The following is a 23,040-nucleotide window of genomic DNA, read 5'->3' as shown; positions in this document are numbered from 1 at the left end:
GCCGTGCGTGAGGATGGCGTGATGCGCAACCGGACCGATCAACCGCGGGTTCACGGGTACGACCGGGTCACCCTCATCGTCCGGGGCAACGCGATGCCACCCGAGCTCACGCCCGCCCGCCTGCCCCGCGAGCGGGATCGGCACACGGTCATCGTGGCAGCCGACCCGCCGCTGGACCTGCCGACCCTGACCGCGCTGCTCAGCCACCACCTGCCGGTACGGTGCGCGTCGATTCGGCTCGTGCTCTCCGAGGCCGGGCGGGTAGGCATCGCCCAGGTGATCGCCGACGAACTGCGCATCGAGGTGCTCGCCCCGGCCGGACCGGTGATGCTGCTGCCCAGCGGAATGCTGTTCGTCACCGAGGGGCAGTGGTGGCGGTTCCGGCCGGGCGAGGCGGGGGAGCGACAGGGAGCCCGGCAACCGGCACCCGACTGGGAACGACTGCTTCCGCTGCACCCGAGGGTCCTGCCGTCGGAGATGCGGGCGACCGCCGTACCGGCCGGGCTGTGGCTGCACGACGCCGAACCACCCGTACCGCCGCTGACCGCAGCGCTGCTGTCCCTGCCGGTGGATCCGGAGCGGCCGACCGTGGTGATCGGCCGCCCGGCCGGTGCGCCGCTACCGCCCGAACCCGTCTACGCCATGCTGGAGGCGCTGCCCCGGACGCTGCGGCGCCGGATGGTTCTGGTGCCGTACGGGGCCGAGGGCGGTACCGCCGACACGGTGGGGGAGTGGCTGGCCGCCCGTACCGGAGGCACCATCGACGTGGTCGGTGGGGTGAGCGAGGTCGGCGGTGTCGACGGCGGGCCCGTACCAGCCGACGCTGACGACCGGCGACGGTGGCGCCCGTTCGCGCGTCGGTTGGTCTACCGCGCTGGTGCTACGCCACAGGTGACGCAGTGGCGTGACCCGCTACCGGGCGCGCCCGGCACGGCCGGGGTGCAGCGGGTCGATCCGGACTGGGCGGTCGAGGTGATCCGCGCCGGGCTGTGGCTGCGGTCGGCGGACGACGATTCCGAGCAGGACGTGATCCGACGGCTGCCGATCGATGACCGTCATCCGCTGCTGGTGCTCGGCGCGGCGGCGGTCGAGCGGCCTCACCAGGCGTTGACGGTACTCGACACCGTGGTGGACCGGTTGCCGGTGGACACCACCGGCGTGCTGCGACTGGCAGTGACGCGTCCGCCGGACGAGGGCGATGTCGCGCTCTGGGTGCCGCTGGTCGAACGGTACGGGCCGTTGCTGGCCGTGGTCGGCCCCGGCCACCTGGTCGAGCTACCCAGTCGACCAATCGCCGTGTCGGAGCCCGTGCCCGTGCCTGCGTCGGAGCCCGTGCCCGTGCCTGCGTCGGAGCCCGTGCCTGTGCCCGTGGCGGAACTGACATCCGAACCCGAACCCGGCCCGATCGCGGAGACGATCACGGTTCCGGTCGCGGAGACGATCACGCAGCCGATCCCCATTCTGATCCCCACCCCCATCCCGGAGCCGAAGGCGATCCCGGAGCCCGTGCTGAGCCCGCTGCCCGGTGCTGGGCGCGTGCCTCAGCCCGCGTACGCGCCGGGTCCCGAGATGCCGTCAGGGCTGGAACCGGCACCCGAACCGGTAACGGAGCCTCCGGCGAACTCCGTCGCCGCGCGGCAGGATGATGTGCCTGCCCGGCCCGACGTCGATGGGGGACGGTACACAGGCGCCGTGTTCACCGACTGGCGTTTCGAACCGATGCCGGACTGGGGTCCGGGACAGGAACTGCACACACCCGAAACGCTGATCGGCACCACCACGCCGCATCCGTCGGCGCCCGAAGGGCCAGCACCGGCTGGCCCGGAGCTGGTCATCTGGTCGGTCACCGGCCAGCGGGCGACCGACACGGGGTCACAGACGGGGCAACAGGTGCGGTTCGCTCCCGGCAGCCGGGTGCGGGTGGTCGAGGTCGAACATCTTGGCCACGACGAGCCGGTGTTGGTGCTGCTGCGCGACATCACACCGGACCCGGCGTACGACGTACCGGAGCCCGGCCACGACGAGGTGCTGGACCGGCGGGCCCGTTCGGCGTTGAGGCGGGCGGTCGACGCGGTCCGACGTACCCCCGCGACCAGCGACTGGCCGTTCAGTCCTGGTCGCGGATACCGAGCGAGTCGATGATCGAGCTGCACGCCATCAGCCAGGCCCGGCGGGTCGGTAGGGCGAGCTTGTCGTACTCGATCCGACCGCCGGATCGGACGAGGCGGTCGTACGGGATGACCGCCACGTCCCGGACCACCTGGCGGTAGCGTTCGACGATGTCGTCGAGGAGCGCGGTATCCGGCTTCGGGTCGGCGCAGGAGACGATGGCCACCGCGTTCTCGGCCAGATCGGCCCGGCCGGTGCGGATCAGGTGGTCGAGCATCCAGAGACCGCTGTCGGCCACGTCCCGCTGCACCGTGGTCGGCACCACCAGGCAGTCGGCCACCGCGGTCGCCGACTGCCAGTTCGCCGCGCGGATGTTGTTCCCCGTGTCGATCACCATGAGCCGGTAGAAGCGGCACAGCGCGGTCCAGAGCTTGCGGAACGCCTCGGCGTCGATGATCTCCATGCTGCCTGCCGCGTCGTCCGAGGCGAGTACGTCGAACCGAGCGCTCTGCGGGCGCAGGTACGCGGCGAGCTGCCCCACGCTCCCGGTGGTGGCCAGGAAGTCGTCGATCTGGTGCAGCAGGTCGACCACGGTCTGCTGGTGGGTGGATGCCTCCGCGCGCATTCCGAGGGTGCCACGCGTCTCGTTGTTGTCCCAGGCCAGCGTGTATCCGCCACGGTAGAAGCCGAGCGTCGCCGCAGCGATCAACGCGGTCGGGGTCTTCGCGGCACCGCCCTTCGGGTTCGCCACCACCACCGACATGGTCCGGCTGAACGAGCGCAACAGCCGTCGCCGCGCCGCCCGGTGGACCAACTCCTCCCGGGTGGCGGTGAGAGCCAGCGAACCGCCGGTGAGCCGGTTGGCCCGCCCACGCCAGCCCCACTCCGCGGCCTCCTGCCCGGGGCTGCCCGCCGGCTCGTCCGCACCGGCCGGACCGGGCGGTGCCGTCACGGCCGTCGCGCCGTCGCCCCTCGGGCTGGCCGGCTGGCTGGGAACCTGCCAAGCCGCACCGGCCGAGGGCAGCACGACCGGACCGGGTACGGGCGGCCCGCCGTTGCCCGGTTCCTGGGGTGACGGGGTGGCGGAGGTGCCGGCGGTGGGGGCCGCCGGGCCGGCCTGCTGCCCGGGGTGCGCTGTCATGATGACGGTCTACTCCTGTCGACGAGAGGCTGCCGCCGAGGGTACCGGGGTGGCAGGGGCGCCGCGCTCGGGTTCACCGGTGCCACTTCTGGTTGGAGGTACCCGCACAGTCCCACAACTGCAACCGGGTTCCGCTGCCGGTGAGCTTGTCGACCACGTCGACGCACTTGTCCGCTCGCTTGTTGACCAGGTCGTGTGCGTTGTTCAGGGTGAACAGCTGGGAGCTGCTGCCCGAACAGGTGCTCAGTACGATCTTCGCGCCGTTCGTGGTGGAGCCGCCCGCCACGGTCATGCACTTGCCGTACGCCCGGACCGTGCCGTCGTTGTAGATCGTCCACTGCTGGTTGGGTCCGCCGGTGCAGGTCCAGATCTGCAACTGCGGGTTGTTCTGGTAGGCGCCGTCGGTCACGTCGATGCAGCGGTTGCTGCCGTTCCCGATGATCGGCCCGGCCCCGCCGACCGGCTGCGGCTGCGGGTTCGCCGGCGGCGCCGGTGGCGGCGGTGGCGGTGGCGGCGGTGCCGCGTTGGTCCGGCTCGGGGTCGGCACCGGCGGCGGGGCCGGCTGTCCACCGGGCGCGGGTTGTCCGGGTTGTCCACCCGGTGCTGGTTGCCCGCCGGGTACGGGTTGTCCGGCAGCCGGCGGTGCCGCAGGCTGGCCGGTGCCGTTACCCGGGCTGACCGGGCCACCCGGCGACGCGCTGCCGGACGGGGTCGACGGCGAGCGCGGCGTACCGCTCGGGCCAGTGGTGGCGAGCGGGGTGCCGCCGAGACGTGGGTCGTGTTCGTAGGTGGCGGCATAACCCTGCACCAGGGCGATGAAGTTCCGCACCTCCGGCGCGTCCGGCACGCCGCCGGCCCGCTGCACCGCCTCCGGGCCCCACTGGAACGCGGCGAGCGCCGCCGGGTACGGGTCGCCCTGCCCGGCCTGACTCTGCTCCTCGACCAGCGTGCACATCACCACGCTCAACGCGGCGATCGCCTGCTGCGGATCCCACGGCGAGAGGGTGCCGGCGTCCGGTGCGTACCGGGCCCAGACCGTGGGGTTGAACTGGGCGATGCCCTGGGCGCCGTTCCGGCCGAACAGGTTCGGGTTGAACGCCGAAGACGCCATCAGCTGTGCGGCGATCCGGGCCGCCGGCACCGCCGGGCAGGTCCTTCCGGCAGCCATGACGGCCGCCAGGTAGTCGGCGGGTACCGGCGCGGCCGGGGTACCCGGGTGCGGTTCCGCTCCGCCGACCGGCCCTGGTGACGCACTCGGGCCGGTGGGGGCGAACTCCGGCCGGCGGGCGTACCAGGCCGCGTAGCCAGCCACCGTGGAGACGTACCGGTCGGCGCGGGCCGGCACCCGGCCGGCGTCCCGTACGGCGGGCAACCCGGAGTGGTATGCGGCCAACGTCAGCCGCCACTGGTCGCCGCCCACGCCGGCCTGCCGTACCTGGCCGGACAGGTCACACATGTGACGGGCGAGCGCGGCGATGTTCGCCGCCGGGTCGCTGCGCTTCGCCGCCGGGGCCGGCTTCCAGGCGTTCCACACGCTCTCGGTCAAGCCTGCTACGCCCTCGCCGCCGCCCTCCGTCCGGGCGGCGGGGTTGAACCCGGACGCGGTCATCAGCTGCCCGGCGAGCCGGGGCGGGGTGAGGACCGGGCAGGAGAGTGCCGCGGCGGCGATCGTCTGCACCTGGCTGGCCGGGACCGGCAGGCCGGCGCGAGCCGTGTCGTCGGCGGTCGCGGCGCCGAACCCGGATGCCGCCACCACACCGGTCGCCGCGCTCAGGACCAGCAGGACCCCGGCCGCGACGGCCCGCCGCAGTGGGCTGTCGAGCCGGTCCAACCCGCTACGCAGGAACTGCGCGACCCGGCGCAGCAGGGTTGACCTGCGCTGGGCTCGGGAGGACATGTCGAGGAGCAGCGTGCGCAGCTTCGACAGACCACCGGTGCCGGACGTGACTCGCATCCTGGTTGCTCTCCCTCGCGTACGTCTTCGAAGTAGCACGACGGCGCGGGCTGGCTGCTGGTTCACCCGCCGAACGATTTGCTTGTCCGGTTGCTCGCCCGGTGTGTGTCGTGGCACCGATCGGGTTTGCCGGTTCGATGGTCGGAGGCCCAGATCGGTCTATGGGGGCGGCAACTCCCACTGATCGCCGTCTGCGCCCGGGCCCGCGGCTCGGCTACTCTGCTGCCTCGGCAGCCCTGGCCGGTTCCTGGGCTCCTCGCAGGTCCCGTGGCGCGGAGGTCGGCCGTCCGTCCCGCACACTTCCTCCGCGCCGGCGTCCGGGACGGCCACCTGCGGGGGCATGTCGGTCCGGCTACGGTCTGGGCCGTGCGGAGAACGAAGGATGGTGCGGCTATGGATGGCTCGGGCAGGGTCCCCCCGGGACGTGGCGAATCCAGCCTCGTGACGCGGATCGGCGGGGTCGCCTCTCGTGCGTGGCTGCTCGGTACGGTGCCGCTGCTGGTGGTGGCCGTACTCGCGTTGGCGGGGACGCCAGCGCGGGCGGTGCCGCTCGCCGTACCGAGCCCGAGTACGACCCCCGGCTCGGGCGTGATGCCGAGTGCGGACCCGAGCGCGGCCGGGGGAGTGCGCTACTACGTGGTGGGGTCGGGCCAGGAGGGCCAGCGCGAGTACCTCTACCAGATCGCGGTGCAGACGCTTGGGGACGGCAACCGCTTCCGGGAGATTTTCGAGCTGAACCGGGGGCGCGTCCAGCCCGATGGTGGTCAGCTGACGGACCCGCTGTCGCTGCAACCGGGGTGGATCCTGGAACTGCCGGCGGACGCGAGTGGTCCGGGAGTGCAGATCGGGCCGCTGCCGTTCCCGTCGCCGTCGTCGTCGCCGACGGAGGGCGCTGCCGCCGCCGATACGAGCGGTGTGTCGCCGTACCTGATGTGGGCCGGCGGCCTCGGGGTGATGGCGCTGCTGCTCGCTGTGGCACTGCGTCTGCTGCGACCCAGGCGCGGAACCCGCGCGTCCGCCTCGGCACCGGCGCCAGCCGACGCACCCGCCGGCATCGATGACATACTCCCGGCCGTGGTTCCGGCTGCGGTGCCGGCCGTGGTTCCGGCTGCGGTGCCGGCCGTGGTTCCGGCGGCGGTGCCGGCCGTGCTCCCGGCGGCGGTTCCGGCTGCGGTCCCGGCCTCGACTCCGGACCTGGCTCAAGTGCCGCGTTCGGCGCCGGAAGCGGGGTCTGCGCAAGCGAGGGCTGCGGAAACGGGGCCTGGGACAGCGGCAGAACGCGCACCGGCGCCGGAACCGCCGGCGTTGCCACGGCGCGGGTGGGTGGTCGTGGCGCTGTCCCCGCTGGGAGCCGAGCCGGACCACCTCGATGTCCGTCTGCTCGCGCGGGATGCTGGCGGCGCCCACGTCCCGTACGGCTGGCTCGGCGACGGGCCGACGGCCGGGCTGATGCCGGTCGTGCTCGGCCGGCAGGACCGGTGGCGTTTCCGTCTCGACCTCGCCGCCACGCCGGACCTCTTCACCGTCACCGGCTCGGCCCCGGCGGTCCGGCGGCAGGCGTTGAGCATCGCCCGGCAACTGCTGGCTGCCGGAGTGACCGTGACGGTTGTCGGGAACGCCCTCGGACCGGACCTGCCGCCCGGCTGCCGCCCGGTCGATGCCTTTCCGGCGCTGGAGAGTTTCGGTCCGGCGAGCGGGCCTGAGGTGGTCATCAGCGGTCCACCGCGTGGCGCGGAACTGACCGCCGCCCGGAGCCTGACCGCCCGGACCGCGTCCCGGGTGGTGCCGGTGCTGGTCGGCGAGGTGTTGCGGTCCCGCTGGTCGGTCCTGGTAACCGCCGCCGAGGCGGACCCGGCGGCCGGCGACGACCCGGGGCGGTGACGGCGAGCCGGTGATGCCTGCGCCGGGCGTCGGGCCGCGGGAAAGTCTCCGAGCCCGGGGGTGGATCCCGGCGCGGTTCGTCGGCCCCGACTTCGGCGTAGGCCGTCGGCCCCGAATTCAGCGTGGGTTTGTCGGACCCGAATTGAACCGGCAGAGGCCCATGAGCGTCGTCGGTGTGGGCGGGCAGGTCGATTCCGGCCAGGGCACGCGCGAGCACGTAGCGAGGCGAGGGAGGCTGTCGGTGACGGCGAAGGTGCGGGTCTGGTCGAGCCTGTCAGGGGTTGCCCTGTTGGCGGCACTGACCCTGATGAGTGGCGTGGAGCATGCGTCGGGCGCGTCCGTGCCGGCTCTGGCGCCGACCGTCACACCCTCCGCACCATCGACATCGACATCGACATCGACGACGGCCTCGGTCTTCGGCGAGGAGTTCGTCAAGTACTACTCCGTCGCCCAGACCGATCAGGGACGGCCGGAGAGCCTGACCGAAATCGCGGGCCGGCTGTTGGGCGCGACCGGTCGGGCGAAGGAGATCTACCACCTCAACACGGGCCGGCAGCAGCCCGACGGCGGAACGCTGACGGACGCCATGCTGCTGCGGGCCGGCTGGTACCTGGTGCTCCCGTGGGATGCGGTCGGCGACGGGGTCCGGTACGGACTGCTTCCGACCGAGCCCGGCGCCGCGTCGGTGACCTCCGCCCCGCCGTCGCAGGCACCGTCGCAGGCCCCGCCGTCGCAGGCACCATCGCAAGCCCCGCCGTCGCAAGCCCCGCCGGCGCAGGTTCCGCCGCCGGCACAGATCCCGCCGCCGTCGGCAGGGGCACCCGCGAACCCGGGCACCCCGGCACCGCCGGCTAGCTCCGGACCTGCCGTACCGGCGAAACCCGGTAACGATCAGCCACCAGCGGACGCCCCGGTCGATCCGAAGCCTCCGGCGGCAGGCCAGACGTCCCCCGCGATCGGTGGCCAGACACCTCCCGCGACCGGCGACGAGCCGGGCAAGGACGGACAGCCGGCTGCTCCGGGATCGTGCACCTCGTCCGGGCCGCCCCGGTCGGACTCCCACTGGGCGTACGACCGTATGGCGACCGACCAGGCGTGGGGACGTACCCAGGGCGAAGGGGTGCTGGTCGCGGTCATCGACTCGGGGGTCGACGCCGACGCACCGGAACTGAACGGTCGGGTCGCCATCGGGGCCGACATTCCCGCCGGCACCGAGCGTGGAAACACCGACTGCCTCGGCTCGGGTACGGCGATGGCCGGCATCGTGGCCGCCGCGCCCGGCACGGCGGCGGCGGCGGACGTGGACAGCCAGATGAGTGGGCTTGCCCCGGCCGCCACGATCCTGCCGCTGCGGGTGGTGAACGAGACTCTGCGGTCCAAGCCGGCCGACGCGGCAACGGCGATCGAGGTGGCCGCCTCCGCGGGTGCCCGTGTGGTCACCCTCGGGGCCTATGTGGACCTGGCCGACCCGGCGGTGCTGGGCGCGCTGAAGTCGGCGCTCGCACACGACGTGGTGGTGGTCGCTCCGGCGCCGACCGTACCGACGGGGGATGCGAGCGCGGCGCCGACGCCGAAGCTGGAAGGTCTGCTCCTGGTCGGCGGTGTCGGGCCCGACGGGCAGCCGGCGGCGAACTATCGCCCGGGCACGGTCGACGTGATCGCGCCCGGCATCGACGTGGCGAGCCTCGGGACCAGCGGGTCGGGGGCCCGGGCCAGCAGCGGTTCGCAGTATGCGGCGGCCTTCGTGGCCGGTGCGGTGACGCTGGTCCGCTCCGCCTATCCCAACCTGAACGCGGCCCAGGCGGTGCACCGGATCAAGGCCACCGCCGAGCGTGCCGGACAGGACGGCCCGGACGCGGCAGTCGGCTGGGGCATGATCAACCCGAATGCGGCGGTGACCATGCAACTCGTCGCGGAGACGCAGGTGATCCGCACCGGCGGTGGAGGCACCAGCCCGATGCGGGCACTCACCATCGGCCTCGTGGTGGTGACCGGGTTGGCCGCCGTCGCGGTTCTGGCCCGGCGCTCGCCCTCCCGGGTGGCGGGGGCGGCCAACGCCACATCGGCGACGGCCAAGATCAGGACCGAGTCGGGCGGTGGCGCGGAACCGGCCGGTGCCGCCGCCAGCGGCGTCCCGGGCGCCGGATCGTCAGGGCCGGCTGCCGGACCGATCGGCGCGGTACGGACCGGCACCGGTGACCCGGCGTCGGCGGTAACCCCGAACGCCACCGCACCGGGGGCGCGGCTCGTGGGCTCGGACGACCAGCCAGGATCGGCCGGTCCGCCGGACGATGGGTCTTCGTCGACCGGTTCCACCACACCGGTACGTCGGTGAGCCGATCCGCGCTCCCGTCCCGGCGTCGCCTCGGCGGAGCGCGTCGGTTGGCGGGCGCGGGTGCGGCGCTGGCGATGGCCGCGCTCGCCACGGCGGCGCCGGTCGAGGCGGCCCAGGCCGGGCCGACTGTGTCCGGCTCGGTGCCGGGGGAGCGGCTGGCGCCGGCCCGGTACGCTTCGGCGCCGAATACTGAACCGCCGCCGCTGCCCCAGGTCAGGGACGGCTGTGTCGGTGAGTCACCAGCGGTGGCCGTCAGTCCACCGTGGCCGGTGCGGCGTACCGCGCCGCAGGCGGTGTGGTCACTGACCCGGGGCGAGGGTGTGCTGGTCGCCATCGTGGACACCGGGGTGAGCGCTGCGGCCAGTGGCCTCTCCGGTGCGGTGCGGCGCGGTGCCGACGTGGTGCGGCAGGGGCCGGCCGATCAGGACTGCGTCGGCCGGGGCACCGCCCTCGCCGGGGTCGTGGCGGCCCGTCCGGTGACCGGGAGCGGGTTCGTCGGGGTGGCACCGGCTGCCCAGGTGTTGCCGGTGCGGATAGTGGACGGCCAGGGCCGGCTGGGTCCTGGTGCCCTGGCGGCCGGTATCCGGGCGGCCACCGAGGCGGGCGCGGGTGTGATCCTGCTCGGCGTCGGCACCGCCGAGCCCGACGCGGCGCTCCGCGCGGCGGTAGCGGCTGCGGTCAAGCGAGACATCGTGCTGGTCGCGTCGGTTTCCGACACCAAGCCGTCGAGCACCGGGCAGAGCGCCGCGCCGTGGTACCCGGCCAGCGACGACAACGTGCTCGCGGTCGGTGGCGTCGGGCCGGACGGTGCGCCGACCGAAACGTCGCCACCGGAGGCCGGGGTGGACCTGCTCGCGCCCTCCACTGGCGCGGTGAGCGTCGCGCCGCGCGGCAACGGTCACTACTCGGTTGGTGGACCGGCGGTGGCGGCGGCGTACGTGGCCGGAGCGGCGGCGCTGGTCCGCGCGTACCACCCGGAGTTGAACCAGGCCGAGGTCCGGCACCGGCTGGAGTTGACCGCGGAACACCCGCTCGGCGGAGAGCCGCAGCCTGGTGTGGGATACGGCACCCTCGATCTGTACGAGGCGGTCGCCGCGTTGGAGACCGGTGAGGAGCGGTTTCCGGCTGGCGGGTCCGGGATGATCACGCTGCCGGAGCCTCCGCCGGCGGATCCGGCGAAGGCGGTCGCCGCGGCGGTCGCCGCCGGCATGGTGGCGACCGCGGCAGCGGCGTACGTGTCGGCGCAGATAGTCAGGCGGGGTCGGCGTCGCCGCTGGCGTCCGTGACCGACCGCGCCTTTCTCTGACCCGCCGGGTTCTGTCTCGCGAATCCCATGTGGCCCCGCCGCTGGGTGCGAGCGAGCTGACGAATCACGAGTGGGCGGCGCGGGTGCCACTGTGCGGTCTGCCGCTGTGTTGCCGGCCCACCCTGGGGTGGGGCCGACTCATCCCGGGGTTGTCCAACGCTCAGCCCTGGTTCCGGACGCTGACATCCGGGTGTGGATCGACGGTTGGCACACGACCCACACCCGAACGTCTGTCCGGACCCGTACCGCCCGGGAAGCGATATCCCTAGTGGCCCGCGTCGATCAGCTCCTCCGACGGGCTCCACGGGGTCTGGATCAGGCGGGCGCCGCGCCGGGTGCACAGCAGCGCACGCCCGGGCGGCAGATGGCGCGGCTTGGTGTTGCCGAGCAGCGGACCCTCGTTGGGCGGGCAGGAGAGCGCCAGATCCGGGCTGTTCGTCTCCTGCAACCGCCGGATCAGCGGATCCATCGACATCCGCATCACGTTCGCCGCACCCCGGGTCAGCACCAGGTGGAAGCCGATGTCCGCTCCCTGGGAAAGGAACGGCACCAGTGGCAGCAGCGGGCTGTCGTGCCCGGCGAGCAGGTCGTAGTCGTCGACCAGCACGAACAGGCGTGGTCCCGTCCACCAGTCCCGGCGGCGGAGCTGTTCGGGAGTGATGTCGCTGCCCGGTACCCGGGGTCGCAGCCCGAGCACCGCGTCGGCCACCGTCGCCTTGGTCGAGTCGACGGAGACGGAGTAGCCCAGCCGGTACGCCTCGGGTACCGCGTCGAAGAGTTGCCGACGATAGTCGACGATCATGATCCGGGCCTCGGCCGGGCTGTAGCGGGACATCACCGACCGGGCCAGGTGACGCAGCAGGTTCGTCTTGCCGCTCTGACTGTCGCCGAGCGAGGTCAGGTGCGGCAGCTCGGCGAAGTCGTGCCAGACCGGCTGCATCCCGGCCTCGTCCAGGCCCAGTGTGACCCGGAGGTCACCGTGCGGTTCGGGCAGTGACTCGACCGGCAGCACGTCCGGCAGGGTACGCACCGGCGGGGCGGCCTCACCCGCCCAGAACTCGCCCACCATGGACACCAGGGCCCGCACCCCGTCGGTCAGGCTGTCCGCGTCGGCAGTGCCGTCGATACGCGGTAGCGCGGCCAGGAAGTGCAGCTTGTCCGCGGTGAGGCCCCGCCCGGGCAGCTGCGGCACGGTGGCCGCCATGCGCAGGTCCACGGTCGAGTCGACCGGGTCACCGAGGCGCAGCTCCAGCCGGTTGCCGATCTGGTCCCGCATCGCGTGGTGCACCTCGGACCAGCGGGACGCGGTGAGTAGCAGGTGGACCCCGAAGTTGAGCCCCTGAGCGGCGATCTGCCGGATCGCCGCCTCCAGCGACTCGAACTCCTGCCGCAGGGTGAACCAGCCGTCCACGACGAGGAACACGTCACCCAACGGGTCGTCGGTGATCCGGCCATCGGCCCGCATCTGCCGATAGGTCGCCATGCTGTCGACGCCCAGGCTTGAGAAGCGTCGCTCCCGCTGGATGATCAGGGTCGTCACCTCGGCGACCGTACGGCTCACCCGGTCGGTGTCGAGCCGGCCGGCGACGCTGCCCACGTGTGGCAGGTCGGCGATGGCGCTGAGCGTGCCGCCGCCGAAGTCGAGGCAGTAGAACTGCACCTCGCGGGGGCTGTGGGTGAGCGCCAGGCTGGTGATCAGCGTACGCAGCAGGGTGCTCTTACCGCTGCGCGGTCCGCCGGCGATGCCGACGTGCCCGCCGACGCCGGACAGGTCCACGATCAACAGGTCGCGTAGCTGCTCGAACGGCTTGTCGATGAAGCCGACCGGTGTGATCAGCCGGCCGTTGCCGGGCCAGTCGAGTGCGGTGAGCCCGAGTTCCGGGTCGGGCACCAACGTCGGCAGGAGCTGATCCAGCGTCGGTGACGCGCCCAGCGGGGGCAGCCAGACCTGGTGTGCCGGCGGCCCGTGGTCGATCAGTTGGTCCACCAGGGTGGCGAGCAGGGTGCGTTCCTGCGCCGTCTCCATGCCGGACTTCCCGGCATTCGGCCCCTGGTCGGTCAGTGGTTGGCCGGACACGGCGGCGAGCAGGCCGCGTTCCTGCGCCGTCCCCGTGGCCTCCGCCGTGGCGGCAGGTGCCTCGCCGTCCGGCAGCGGCGCCGATTCCGGGGGCGCTACCGGCTCCAGCCGGTACGGCACCACCTGCTGCTGCACGATCTCCTGCCGGACCCGGTTGGTGGTGTCCCGGTACGCCCCGGAGACGTACCCCGCCTTGAACCGGATCAGCGTCGACACGTCGGTCCGCAGGTAGCCGCTGCCGGGTGACGGGGGCAGTTCGTAGGCGTCCGGTACACCGATCACCGACCGGGACTCCATGGCGGAGAAGGTACGCAGGCCGATCCGGTACGACAGGTGCGACTCTAGTTGCCCGATCCGGCCGTCGTCGACCCGCTGGCTGGCCAGGAGTAGGTGCACCGCGAGCGAGCGGCCGAGTCGGCCGATCATCACGAAGAGGTCCATGAAGTCGCGGTGCGTGGCCAGCAGTTCGCTGAACTCGTCCACCACGACGAAGAGCGTGGGCAGCGGGTCCAGCGGAGCGCCCTGGGCGCGGGCCCGTTCGTAGTCGAGTGCCGAGCTGAAGCCGCCTGCCTGGCGCAGCAGCTCCTGCCGCCGGACCAGCTCGCCGTGGAGCGCGTCCTGCATCCGGCCGACGAGCGCGGCCTCGTCGGCCAGGTTGGTGATCACCGCCGAGGTGTGCGGGAGTTGGTCCAGGCCGAGGAAGGTGGCCCCACCCTTGAAGTCGACCAGGACGAAGTTGAGCGTCTCGGAGGAGTGGGTGGTGGCCAGCGCCAGCACCAGCGTACGCAGCAGCTCGCTCTTGCCCGACCCCGTCGCGCCGATCAGCATCCCGTGCGGGCCCATGCCGCCGAGCGCCGACTCCTTGATGTCCAGCTCGACCGGATTGCCGCTGGCGTCGATGCCGATTGGCACCCGTAGCCGTTCCCCGACCGATCGGGGCCCCCACAGCTTTGTCAGGTCCAGCCGCCGCACATCCGGGATGTTCAGCATCGTGCCCAGGTCGAAGTCGGATGCCAGGGTGTCCGCCGCGGTCTCGGTGACGATACCCAGCCGGTACGGTGACAGGATCTGGGACAGCGCCGTCGCCCGGGCCACGCCCAGCCGGTCCGGCCGAGCCAGTCGGGTGCGTACGTCACTGCCGACCCGGTCCCGGCGTACCATCAGCAGGTCGTCGCCGTCGACCTCAAGACAGAGCGTCCCCTTGCCGGTCGACGGGGTCGAGTCGTCGAGGTCGATCAGCACCGCGTTGCGGTAGCCCGTACTGGCCATCCGGCTGCCGTTGCCGACCCGGCCACCGTCCCGGATCACCACCACGTACGGCTCGTCACGGCTCGGGGACGCACCCGACTCCCACCGGGGCCGTGCGCTGAACGCCTCGCCGAAGTGCCGTTCCACCGCCTCGATGGTGTCGCCGACCAACCGGACCGCACCCGCGGCGTCCTGCTCGGTGTGGTGTTGCAGGTGCGGCAACCACTTCGCCCACTCCCAGGCGGCCACCCCGTCGCCGTCCACGCAGAGCGCCAGTCGGACCTCTTCCGGTGCGTGGAACGTGATGAGCTGGCTGAGCAGCGCACGGACCACCGCGCGGCTGTCCTCCTTGTTTCCGGTCACCCGCACCTGGCCGAAGCCGCGCAGGAACAGCGCGATGGGCTGGTCGGCGATGGTGGTGTAGGCCCGGATGAACCGACGCAGCGACTTTGCCGACAGCGGCTCCAGGTCCTCGATCGGCTTGGTCTGCAGTGGCGTGATCCGCACCGCCATCCGCTGATCGCCGGTACCGACCCGTAGTTCGAGGAAGTCGGGGTGGGTGGGGCGGCGCTCCCAGCGCCGAGAGGTCATCACCAACGACCAGAGCGAGTACGGGTCCGGATGTTGCCAGTCACTGGCGTCCCGTTGGCGGGCCACGTCCTTCCGTACCCGTTTCCGGTTTTGGGCCAGGTAGCGCAGGTAGTCGCGACGGTCGCCACCCAGGCGCTTCTTGCGGTCCATTCCGCCGAACGCGACCTGGCCGACCACCATGGCGCCCATGGCTACGCCCATCAAGCCCAACATCACGAAGGTGAGCGGCCCCCGGGACGAGTTCATGAACATGAGCATCATCACGCCGGACATCAGCGCCATCGGCAGCACCACCATCGCCTGGCGCATGCCGTTGTTCTGCGTATCGGGTAGCTCCGGCGGCTCCTGGATATTGATTTCGCCGGCTGGCATCTCCGGCGCGTTACGTCGGGCGGGGCGTCGGAACAACACCGTGCTCAAAAGGGGTACCTTCCGCTCTGCGGGACAGCACGTGTCCGGGGCCGGGGCCGAGCGGTCGCCGCGGGCCCGACCTCTACAACGGATGCCGACCGTGATCGGGTCAACGCCGTCGTGCGTCGGCCCGGGACGTGAGCAAGATAAAGCACATTTTTTTGAACTCCACGACACATGGCTGCGTCGTCAGAGTCATGAGTGTCGCCGCTGCGGAGATGTGCCGCCTCGTGGTCCATGGGCCGGGGCGGCAGTTACAGGTCGCGGTACCAGCCGATGTGCCGGTCGCCGACCTGTTGCCGGCGTTGCTCCACCATCTCGGCGACAATCTCGCCGATGCGGGGTTGGCCCACGGCGGCTGGGTGCTGCAACGGCTGGGTGCGCCGCCGCTGGACGAGGAGAGCAGCGTCGCGGCCCTGGGCCTGCACGACGGAGACCACGTCTACCTGCGTCCCCGCTCGGACCAGATTCCGCCGGTGCACTTCGACGATCTCGCCGATGGCATCGCCACCGGCGTAGGCAACCGGTCCGGGCTGTGGCGACCGGAGATGATTCGCTGGTCCGCGTTGGGTGTGCTGGTGGCCCTGCTCGCCGTCGGGTTCGTCACCCTGGCGATGTCCGGGCCGCCGCTGCCCCGCACGATCGCCGCCGGGACGGTCGCGCTGATCTGCCTGGCCGGGGCGTTCGGCTTCAGTCGGGCCGCCGGTGATCGCGGGTTCGGCCTGGTCGCCGCGTTGGGTGGGATTGCGTACGCCGGCCTGGCCGGCATGATGGCACCGGGTGTCACCGGGGACGGCGCGGCAGGCGTGGCACTGGTGAGCCGCGCGCCGCAGCTGTTCGCCGGCATGGTTGCCGTGGCGGTGACCGCGCTGCTCGCCGGGGTGGTCCTCGGCTGGGCCGGCCCGCTCGTCGCCGCCGGGTTCAGCGTGGCCCTGTACGCGACTCTCGGCGCGGGGCTGTCCGCGTTCCTGACGCTGCCGACCGGTGAGGCGGCGGCGGTGGTCGCGGTGTCCGCGACGGTGCTGACCGTGCTGGTCCCGATGACCGCGTTCCGGCTCGCCCGGATCCGCCTGGCCCCGCTGCCCACCGAGCCGGAGCACCTCCAGGAGGACATCGACCCGGAGCCGAGCGATGCGCTGTTGGCCCAGACCGCACAGGCGGACCGGTACATGACCGGCCTGTACGCCGGGAACGGGATCGCGACCGGGGTCGCGTTGGTCCTGCTGGTGCTGAGCGGCGGGTGGGCTGCCTGGACGCTGGTCGGACTGGTCGCCGTGGTCCGGTCACTGGCGCTGCGCCCGATGACCAGCGCCTGGCACCGGCTGGCGCTGGCCGCGCCGGCTCTGCTCGGGCTGCTGCTGATGGCCACGCGCACGCTCGCCGACGTGGCGCCGCTGCTGCGGCTGGGCCTGGTCACCCTCGTACTGCCGGTTGCCGGGGCGCTGTTGTTCACGCTCGGACGCAAGCTGCCGCACCGGCGGATCATGCCGTACTGGGGGCGGATCGGGGACGTGACGCAACTGATCACCACCGTCGCCATGCTGCCGATCCTGCTCGCCGTGCTGGGCGCGTACGGCGCCGCCCGGTCGTTGGGGGGCTGAGCCGTGCAGTCCCGTCGCGATCAGGTCCAGGCCCAGTCGTACGTACTCGGCCGGTTGACCGGCGCCCTGGTCTCAGCCGAGCCGGACGGGCTGGAGAACCCTCACCGACGGATGACCGTCGGGACGATCTGCGGCCTGCTGGTTGCGGCCCTGGTCATCGCCGGGTTCACCATTTACGGCTTCATCGTTCCCGGCGGTGCGAGCAAGTGGCAGGCCCCGGGGGTGCTGGTGCTGGAGAAGGAGACCGGCACCCGCTACGTCTACGCCGCCGGGACGCTGCGTCCGGTGCTCAACTACGCGTCGGCCCGGTTGCTCTTCGAGAACCCGCCGACGGTCGTCTCCGTTTCCCGCCGTTCGCTGAAGGACGTGCCGCACGGCCAACCGGTCGGCATCGTCGGCGCCCCGGACGCGCTGCCGGCCGTGGGTACGGTGGCCAGCCAGGTGTGGACCGTCTGCGCATTGGCCGCGCGGGACCAGGCCGGCACGCTGTCGACCGCGACCACGCTCACCGTCGAGAAGGCCGGTGTGGGGCGCCGGGACCGCCCGCTGGGCCCGACCGACGCGGTCGTGGCGACCGCCGGTGGCGAGAGTTTCCTGATCTGGCGGGGGCGGCGGTTGCGGCTGGCCGAGCCGTGGTTGGCCCGGGTGCTCGGCTACGACCGGAGCGTCACGCCGGTCGAGGCCGGTTGGCTGGAGTCGGTGCCGGCCGGACCGGATCTGGCGCCGGCGCCGGTGTCCGGACGGGGCTCTCCCGGGCCGACGGTCGACGGGCAGCAGTCCCGGGTCGGCGAACTGTTCGTGGCCCGGACCGCCGGGGGGCAGGAGCAGCGCTACCTGCTGCTGGACGACGGGTTGGCGGAGCTCAACCCGGTCGCGTACACGATCGTCGCGGCCGACCCGGAGACCACGAAACTGTACGGGGGCCGTGCGGTGACGCCGGTCGAGTTGAGCCCGGCCGCGCTGGCCCAGTTGCCGGTCTCCCGCCGATCGGTGTTGCCGGCCGGGGTGCCGGAGTCTCCACCCCAGCTCGCGCAGCCGCCGACCGGCGCCGTCTGGTGCGTGCGGCACACGATGGCCGATGGCGGGGTTGAGGTAACCGCCGACCTGCCGGTGCTCGCCTCGGCGACCGTACGCGACGGGGTCGGGTTGACCCGCACCTCGCGCACGGCCGCCCGGATCGCGGTCGAGCCGGAGGTCGGCGGCCTGGTGCTGGTCGGTCGGCTGGACCAGGCCGCTGGCTCCGGGTTCTACCTGGTCACCGACGCCGGGGTGAAGTATCCGCTGGCCTCGGCCAAGGTGGCCGAACAACTCGGGTACCCGCCGGCCGGCGCGCGACCGGTGCCGCGCCGGTTGCTGGAGATGGTGCCGACCGGGCCGCTCCTCGAATCGGCCCTGGCGGGGAGGTGACCGGTGCCCGACGGCGGCCGGCACGAGACGGCCCGACTTTCCCGCCAGCCGAAGGCGCGAGTGGTCGGTAGCCACGAGTTTGGACGACTCCACGGGGAGCCGTTCCGGAATGCAAGCAGGAGAGAGAGGAAGCAGCATCATGGCGAATGGTCAGATTACAGCCGATAGTGGCAGCTCAGCTGTACTGGTTGGCGCCTTCACCGAGATGGACGGTGATCTGACGTCGGCCGAGGGAGTGCTGAAGGACGCCTATGCCGAGCTTGAGCTGGTCCACCGGGGCGGGTCGGGCACCGTGTACCGGCAGGGGCTGGACGAGATCCAGCAGGGGCTGACGAAGGTCCGCAACGCACTCGGCATCCTCCAGGGCGGTGTGCACGGGACCGGCCAGATCAACACCGGGACCGAGGAATTGAACCGCGCCAGCGCTGGCAACGTCGGGCTGTCGGCCCCGCCCGTCGCCAGCTGGACCTGATCGGACCGGCGCCATCCCGACGAGGACGGCGCTTCCCAATTTCGGCCGTAGCGGCCAAATACCGACCGGAAAGGAAAGACGATGACCGACTTTGACGTCGTACCCAGCGGTATGGAGGGGGTGGCGGACCGACTGGCTGGACTCCCCGGCCAGATCAACAGCGCCATCAGCGACCTGATGGGGAAAGTCAACCAGTACGGCGACCTCAACAACGGTACGGCGATCCAGGCCTACCAGGCGGCCCAGTTGGAGTGGAACCAGGGGCTGGGACTGGTCAATGACGGCGTTGGGAAGTCCGCCCCGATTCTGAGGTCGATCGCTCAGGAGTTCATGGACGGCGACCGCAGGGCAGCCCAGCAGTACCCCACTGCCTGAGTCGACTCAAGACCGGCACACGGGGCGGGGCGGCGCGGGAATCACTTCCGCGCCGCCCGTCCCGAGCCACAGCCGGGCGAGCATCCGTCTCGCCCGACGCGTTGTTTGTAGCCCGACCCGTTCAAAATTGCTGACACAACCGATCCGCTCGGAAAGGAGCCCGGCATGCCACCCCGGATTACCCATGATGACAAGAGAGTCGCGGACGCGACGGTGAAGATGAACAATATCCGCAGCCAGAACGCCGCCGCCCGGGCAGGGATCAACCCCGGCGACACGGGGCACCCGCACGGACTCCCGTGGGCCAACCTGACGGTCTCCGCAGGCGGTGAGAACTTTGCCAGTGGCGCCTATCTCAAAAAACGGCTCGCTGAGATCGGCACCGCGGTGGACAAGGTGCTGGCGAGCTACGAAACCCGGTTGGCCACTACCTCCCGGGCGCTGAGCGACACCAGGCGAGGGGCGACGGATACCGAACGGGACAACGTTTCGCACGCCAACGACCTGACCATCCCCCCGCCAGCGGCGACCTGGACCAACTGACCGCCATTCAACGTCCTGTCTGACCGGGAGAACACTCGATGACACAGCCGACGCCGCCGCCGGCCACGGGCCTGGATGGTCTTAAGTGGGAGGACGGGATGGTGGAGGTCCTGAAGGCGCCAGCGACGGACCGGAGCCTGTTCTACAACCCATCCTGGATCAGCCTGATCACCACCCGCGTGGTCTCCCGGGAAGATCTTTTTTCGCAGGACGCCAACACCTCAAACAACGAGTTCCAGTTCACCCAATACATGGGTGCGAGTCCAGAAGACCATTGGTTGAGGGTTGCGGGTCGGATCGACTGGTACATCGGGGAGAAGGGCGCAACCCCGCACGAGCGTTTCTGGAACGAGTTCTGGAACCACTCCCGGGACACTCTCGAGAGGCCGCCGAGCCCGCTGCCCCTGGATCCGAAGACATTTCATGTCGTGGCGGAGTCGATGTACAACCTGGCGATGTGGTTGGAGGACGCCACCGCGGAGTTGCAGCGGGAGATCAATAGTCTCGACGGTGGCGGAGGCTTCGCGGGTGCGGCGGCACAGGCGTATCGAGAGTCGTTGGAGACTACGCGTAAAGAAATGCTGATCCTGCGGGACGACCTTGAGTCGAGCAAGAACTGGCCGCAGATGCTTCATGACAACGGGGATACGGCGGACAAGTTCTGGCGGGAGGTGCGGCGCGCCTGGTCCGAGTGGTCGAACTATGTGACCAATCAGCCGAGCGAGATGATCCGCCGGGTGTTGGCGCAGATTGAGGGCCACATGGACAACAATGTGTCCGGCGGGACGCTCGATCTGGATTTCGGGAACGGAACGAAGACGTACGACTTCCGAAATGCAGGGGCACTGGCCGAACTGAACAAGGACATGCACGACTATTTCCAGACCAGGGTGAATTTGCTGGATCAGGAAATGCGCACCCAATACGGCACCCTGCGAAACAGTTTCAACGACACCGCCACGAACTTGTTGGATCCACGAAACGCACCGCCCCCCACGCTGGGCGGCGGCGGCCCGGGGGGGAACACGAACATCCCCAACATTGGTGGTGACGGCACTGGCGGCGGCACCGGTGGCGGCGGTGGTGGTTCGTTCGATGCCGGCGACCTGGGCGGTGGTGGCGGCGACCTCGGCGACCTCGGCGGTGGCGGCGGTGGTGGCGGTGGCGGCTCGTTCGATGCCGGCGACCTCGGCGGTGGCGGTGGTGGTTCGTTCGATGCCAGCGATCTGGGCGGTGGTGGTGGCGGCACCGGCGGGTTGGGCGGCCCACCCCCCGGTGGTTCGTTCGACCTCGGCGAACTCGGTGGGGCCGGTGGTGGCGGCACTGGCGGGTCGGGTGGCCCACTCCCCGGTGGCAGCTTCAGCGGCGGTCTGCCCGGCACGGATGGCACCGGTCTTGATGGATTGGGCGGATCGTCTGGTGGAGGGGGCGCTATCCCCGGCGGTGTATTTGCCGGTGGTTCGGGTCTCGGCGGCCTGCCCTCGGTGGGCGGTGGACGTCCACCTGGTCGAGACGAGCCCGGTCTCGGTTCGGGCGGAATAGGCAGCGGCAACGGCGATTTCGAGGAAGGTCCGAGCACGATCGATCCGGACGATCTGCCGGGTGGGAGTGGTTCGTTCCCGAGCCTGCCCGGTGGCAGCGGCGCTGGGTCTGGTGGATCTCTGCCTGGGCTGGGCGGCTCGTCGGGTTCGGGCATTGGCGGTTCGCTCCCGGGCCTGGGCGGCTCGTCGGGTCCGGACATTGGTGGTTCCCTCCCGGGCCTGGGCGGTGGTTCGTCCAACATCGGTGATCTGCCGGGCATCCCGGGCAGCGGTTCCGGTGGTGACTACTTCGGTGGCGCTTCGGGCAGCGACGGTATCGGTGATGGTTGGTCCGGTGTCGACTGGCAGTCCGGCTCGAACTCCGGGGTGCCGGGGGGCTCGATGCAGATCGGTCCGCTGGGTCCGGCGCCGTTGGCGACCGATGGGCTCGCTGCTGCTGCCGCCGCCAATGGTGGTTCGGGCCTAGCCGGGTTGGGGGCAGCTGCCGCGGCGGGTGCCGCCGGTGGTGCGTTGGCCGGGGGCACGGCAGGTTCGGCCGGGATGGGTGGCATGGGCCCGATGATGCCGCCGATGGGCGGCGCGGCGGGCGGCCAGCAGCAGGAAAAGGACCGGGAGCGCAAGACGTGGTTGGCCGAGGAAGAGGAGGTCTGGGGTACGGATCCGGACGTGGCGCCGTCGGTGATCGGCCGGGACGACGTTCCGGACGCTCCCGGTGTGGAGCGGACTCGGCCGACCGGGCCGCAGAATCCCACTTCGCCGTACGGCCCGGCGCGCGGTACCGGCCGGCAGAGCAGTCGTGGTTACTGAGTGAGGAGCGTGATCATGTCCAGTCCCTTGCACGACAGGTTTGAGCAGGCGTTCACCGAGTTCGAAGAACAGAAGGTTGCCCTCTCCGATTTCGAGCGGAAGCTCGCGGAGTCTTCGAAGACGGTGACCGCGAAGAACCGGGCGGTCAGTGTCACCGTCGATGGTCAGGGTGACCTCATGGAGCTCAAGTTCCCGACCAACGCGTACCGAACCATGGCTCCGGCCGAACTGAGCAGCCTGCTGGTGGAGACCATCAGGGAGGCTCGGGAGCAGGCACGTGCGAGTACGACCGAAATGTTGGAGACGTACCTGCCAGGTGGTATGGCGTCCTTCGACATGCTCAACAACCCGATCGACTTCGAGGAGATTCTGGGCGAGGCGTTGCGTACGGCCGACCGGATGTTCTCTGGTATGCCGTCCAACACCGACCGGACGGAGGAATCGCGATGAGGATCGCCGCAGATCTGGATGTGATCAACAGCGGGCCGCTGAAGTACTACCAGGAGCAGGTCGAGAAGGCACAGCGACTTCTGGATGAGGCCCTGGCGGAGAACTGGCCACCTGGGCATGCCCGGAGCAGCGTCGACCACGAGGTTTTGGAACAGATGGGGCCGGCGATTAAGGGGCTCCGTAACCTGATCGGGGCGTACAACGCGTTGTCGGCTCAGGATGCTCATAGCGTTGATGTGCTGGGCAAGGTGTTGGCGGATACCTCTGACCTCACCGTGGACCTGGCCAAGCAGATCAACGTGGATAACGCTCCAAACCGTGTCTGAGTTGGCAAATCGTTAAGTGCAAAAAAAGGGAGGGCTACACCGTCCTGACGGTGTAGCCCTCCCTTGATTGGGGTGTTGGTGTCGTGCCGTTGCTTCGGGTGCCGGATTGGCTTGCTCAGTTTTTCAAGTGGTTTTATGGTGAGGAGTTTCCGGGTCTTCTGGCGGAGTTGTTCTACAGGCTTGCGTTGCAGCTTTTTTTGGTTGCGAGTGTGTTGGAGGCTGCGGGGAGGTCGTTCGCTGCGGGGGTGAACGCGATTCGTGGTGGGGTGCGGGGTGAGTCTGAGAGGGCTTTTGTTGCGGCGGCGGATCGTGTGTCGGGGTTGTTGCGGGCGGGTCCGGAGTTTGTGCGGACTATGGGTCAGGCGATGGTGCAGTTCGCGGCGTTGTTTCTTTATGTTCAGGTTACTATTTTGGCGATTACGGCGTTGTTGTTTATTGAGTTGTTGATTGCGTTGAAGTTGTTGT

Annotated in this window: 16 protein-coding genes; 13 read left to right on the top strand and 3 right to left on the bottom strand. The window is 70.9% G+C overall.

The window, feature by feature from the left end; all coding sequences use genetic code 11:
• Positions 1 to 21 precede the first annotated feature (21 nt).
• Entirely contained in the window at positions 22 to 2,142 is a 2,121-nt protein-coding gene (locus ACIBF5_RS30035) for a hypothetical protein (protein WP_396816302.1), read from the top strand.
• Here the strand turns inward: ACIBF5_RS30035 and ACIBF5_RS30030 are convergent.
• Positions 2,108 to 3,250: a cobalamin biosynthesis protein CobQ gene (locus tag ACIBF5_RS30030; RefSeq protein WP_396816301.1), complete on the bottom strand. Its 1,143-nt coding sequence runs from the start codon at positions 3,248 to 3,250 to the stop codon at positions 2,108 to 2,110. The genes ACIBF5_RS30035 and ACIBF5_RS30030 overlap by 35 nt on opposite strands.
• Positions 3,251 to 3,323: 73 nt before the next feature.
• On the bottom strand, positions 3,324 to 5,204 hold the full coding sequence (locus ACIBF5_RS30025; RefSeq protein ID WP_396816300.1) for a ricin-type beta-trefoil lectin domain protein: 1,881 nt from the start codon (positions 5,202 to 5,204) through the stop codon (positions 3,324 to 3,326).
• 441 nt (positions 5,205 to 5,645) lie between these two features.
• On the opposite strand from ACIBF5_RS30025, the gene ACIBF5_RS30020 reads away from it, so the two are divergent.
• From ACIBF5_RS30020 to ACIBF5_RS30010, 3 genes are all read left to right on the top strand, one after another.
• Positions 5,646 to 7,085 (top strand): LysM peptidoglycan-binding domain-containing protein, encoded by a 1,440-nt coding sequence (locus tag ACIBF5_RS30020; RefSeq protein ID WP_396816299.1) that lies wholly within the window; start codon positions 5,646 to 5,648, stop codon positions 7,083 to 7,085.
• 241 nt (positions 7,086 to 7,326) lie between these two features.
• Positions 7,327 to 9,420, top strand: coding sequence for a S8 family serine peptidase (locus ACIBF5_RS30015; protein ID WP_396816298.1), 2,094 nt, complete (start codon positions 7,327 to 7,329; stop codon positions 9,418 to 9,420).
• A complete protein-coding gene (locus tag ACIBF5_RS30010; RefSeq protein ID WP_396816297.1) occupies positions 9,417 to 10,706 on the top strand; it encodes a S8 family serine peptidase in 1,290 nt (429 codons plus the stop codon). The genes ACIBF5_RS30015 and ACIBF5_RS30010 overlap by 4 nt, the downstream gene beginning before the upstream one ends.
• Positions 10,707 to 10,991: 285 nt before the next feature.
• Here the strand turns inward: ACIBF5_RS30010 and eccCa are convergent, their stop codons facing one another.
• The gene (gene eccCa, locus ACIBF5_RS30005) at positions 10,992 to 15,014 is read right to left on the bottom strand and encodes a type VII secretion protein EccCa (RefSeq protein WP_396816326.1); all 4,023 of its coding nucleotides are present in this window, start codon (positions 15,012 to 15,014) and stop codon (positions 10,992 to 10,994) included.
• A gap of 236 nt (positions 15,015 to 15,250) precedes the next feature.
• Between eccCa and eccD the strand changes: the two genes are divergently transcribed.
• The 9 genes from eccD to ACIBF5_RS29960 all read left to right on the top strand — a co-directional run.
• A complete protein-coding gene (gene eccD, locus ACIBF5_RS30000) occupies positions 15,251 to 16,654 on the top strand; it encodes a type VII secretion integral membrane protein EccD (protein WP_396816296.1) in 1,404 nt (467 codons plus the stop codon).
• A gap of 3 nt (positions 16,655 to 16,657) precedes the next feature.
• Positions 16,658 to 18,061, top strand: coding sequence for a type VII secretion protein EccB (gene eccB / locus ACIBF5_RS29995; RefSeq protein WP_396816295.1), 1,404 nt, complete (start codon positions 16,658 to 16,660; stop codon positions 18,059 to 18,061).
• Between the two features lie 139 nt (positions 18,062 to 18,200).
• Positions 18,201 to 18,533 carry a hypothetical protein gene (locus ACIBF5_RS29990; RefSeq protein ID WP_396816294.1) on the top strand — a complete coding sequence of 111 codons (333 nt, stop codon included), beginning with the start codon at positions 18,201 to 18,203 and terminating at the stop codon, positions 18,531 to 18,533.
• An 81-nt stretch (positions 18,534 to 18,614) separates the two neighbouring features.
• Positions 18,615 to 18,908 (top strand): WXG100 family type VII secretion target, encoded by a 294-nt coding sequence (locus ACIBF5_RS29985; RefSeq protein WP_396816293.1) that lies wholly within the window; start codon positions 18,615 to 18,617, stop codon positions 18,906 to 18,908.
• A gap of 165 nt (positions 18,909 to 19,073) precedes the next feature.
• The gene (locus ACIBF5_RS29980; protein WP_396816292.1) at positions 19,074 to 19,451 is read left to right on the top strand and encodes a hypothetical protein; all 378 of its coding nucleotides are present in this window, start codon (positions 19,074 to 19,076) and stop codon (positions 19,449 to 19,451) included.
• A gap of 38 nt (positions 19,452 to 19,489) precedes the next feature.
• Positions 19,490 to 21,799: a hypothetical protein gene (locus ACIBF5_RS29975; RefSeq protein ID WP_396816291.1), complete on the top strand. Its 2,310-nt coding sequence runs from the start codon at positions 19,490 to 19,492 to the stop codon at positions 21,797 to 21,799.
• A 15-nt stretch (positions 21,800 to 21,814) separates the two neighbouring features.
• Positions 21,815 to 22,249, top strand: coding sequence for a YbaB/EbfC family nucleoid-associated protein (locus ACIBF5_RS29970; RefSeq protein WP_396816290.1), 435 nt, complete (start codon positions 21,815 to 21,817; stop codon positions 22,247 to 22,249).
• Complete coding sequence (locus ACIBF5_RS29965; protein WP_396816289.1) at positions 22,246 to 22,575, top strand: hypothetical protein; 330 nt, start codon at positions 22,246 to 22,248, stop codon at positions 22,573 to 22,575. The genes ACIBF5_RS29970 and ACIBF5_RS29965 overlap by 4 nt, the downstream gene beginning before the upstream one ends.
• Positions 22,576 to 22,658: 83 nt before the next feature.
• A partial coding sequence (locus ACIBF5_RS29960) for a hypothetical protein (RefSeq protein ID WP_396816288.1) occupies positions 22,659 to 23,040 on the top strand: 382 nt, incomplete at its 3' end.

It is taken from the genome of Micromonospora sp. NPDC050417 (genome assembly GCF_044458865.1).
Taxonomy (GTDB): Bacteria; Actinomycetota; Actinomycetes; order Mycobacteriales; family Micromonosporaceae; genus Micromonospora_G.
Note: the sequence above shows the minus strand (reverse complement) of the source record. Positions and strands in the feature narration are given on the sequence as shown.

Excerpts from the sequence above, each read along its gene's own strand:
- ACIBF5_RS30035 (WP_396816302.1), top strand. The coding sequence starts at position 22 with ATGCGCAACCGGACCGATCAACCGCGGGTTCACGGGTACGACCGGGTC.
- ACIBF5_RS30030 (WP_396816301.1), bottom strand. The coding sequence starts at position 3,250 with ATGACAGCGCACCCCGGGCAGCAGGCCGGCCCGGCGGCCCCCACCGCC.
- ACIBF5_RS30025 (WP_396816300.1), bottom strand. The coding sequence starts at position 5,204 with ATGCGAGTCACGTCCGGCACCGGTGGTCTGTCGAAGCTGCGCACGCTG.
- eccCa (WP_396816326.1), bottom strand. The coding sequence starts at position 15,014 with ATGCCAGCCGGCGAAATCAATATCCAGGAGCCGCCGGAGCTACCCGAT.
- eccD (WP_396816296.1), top strand. The coding sequence starts at position 15,251 with ATGAGTGTCGCCGCTGCGGAGATGTGCCGCCTCGTGGTCCATGGGCCG.
- ACIBF5_RS29990 (WP_396816294.1), top strand. The coding sequence starts at position 18,201 with ATGGCGAATGGTCAGATTACAGCCGATAGTGGCAGCTCAGCTGTACTG.
- ACIBF5_RS29985 (WP_396816293.1), top strand. The coding sequence starts at position 18,615 with ATGACCGACTTTGACGTCGTACCCAGCGGTATGGAGGGGGTGGCGGAC.
- ACIBF5_RS29980 (WP_396816292.1), top strand. The coding sequence starts at position 19,074 with ATGCCACCCCGGATTACCCATGATGACAAGAGAGTCGCGGACGCGACG.
- ACIBF5_RS29975 (WP_396816291.1), top strand. The coding sequence starts at position 19,490 with ATGACACAGCCGACGCCGCCGCCGGCCACGGGCCTGGATGGTCTTAAG.
- ACIBF5_RS29970 (WP_396816290.1), top strand. The coding sequence starts at position 21,815 with ATGTCCAGTCCCTTGCACGACAGGTTTGAGCAGGCGTTCACCGAGTTC.
- ACIBF5_RS29965 (WP_396816289.1), top strand. The coding sequence starts at position 22,246 with ATGAGGATCGCCGCAGATCTGGATGTGATCAACAGCGGGCCGCTGAAG.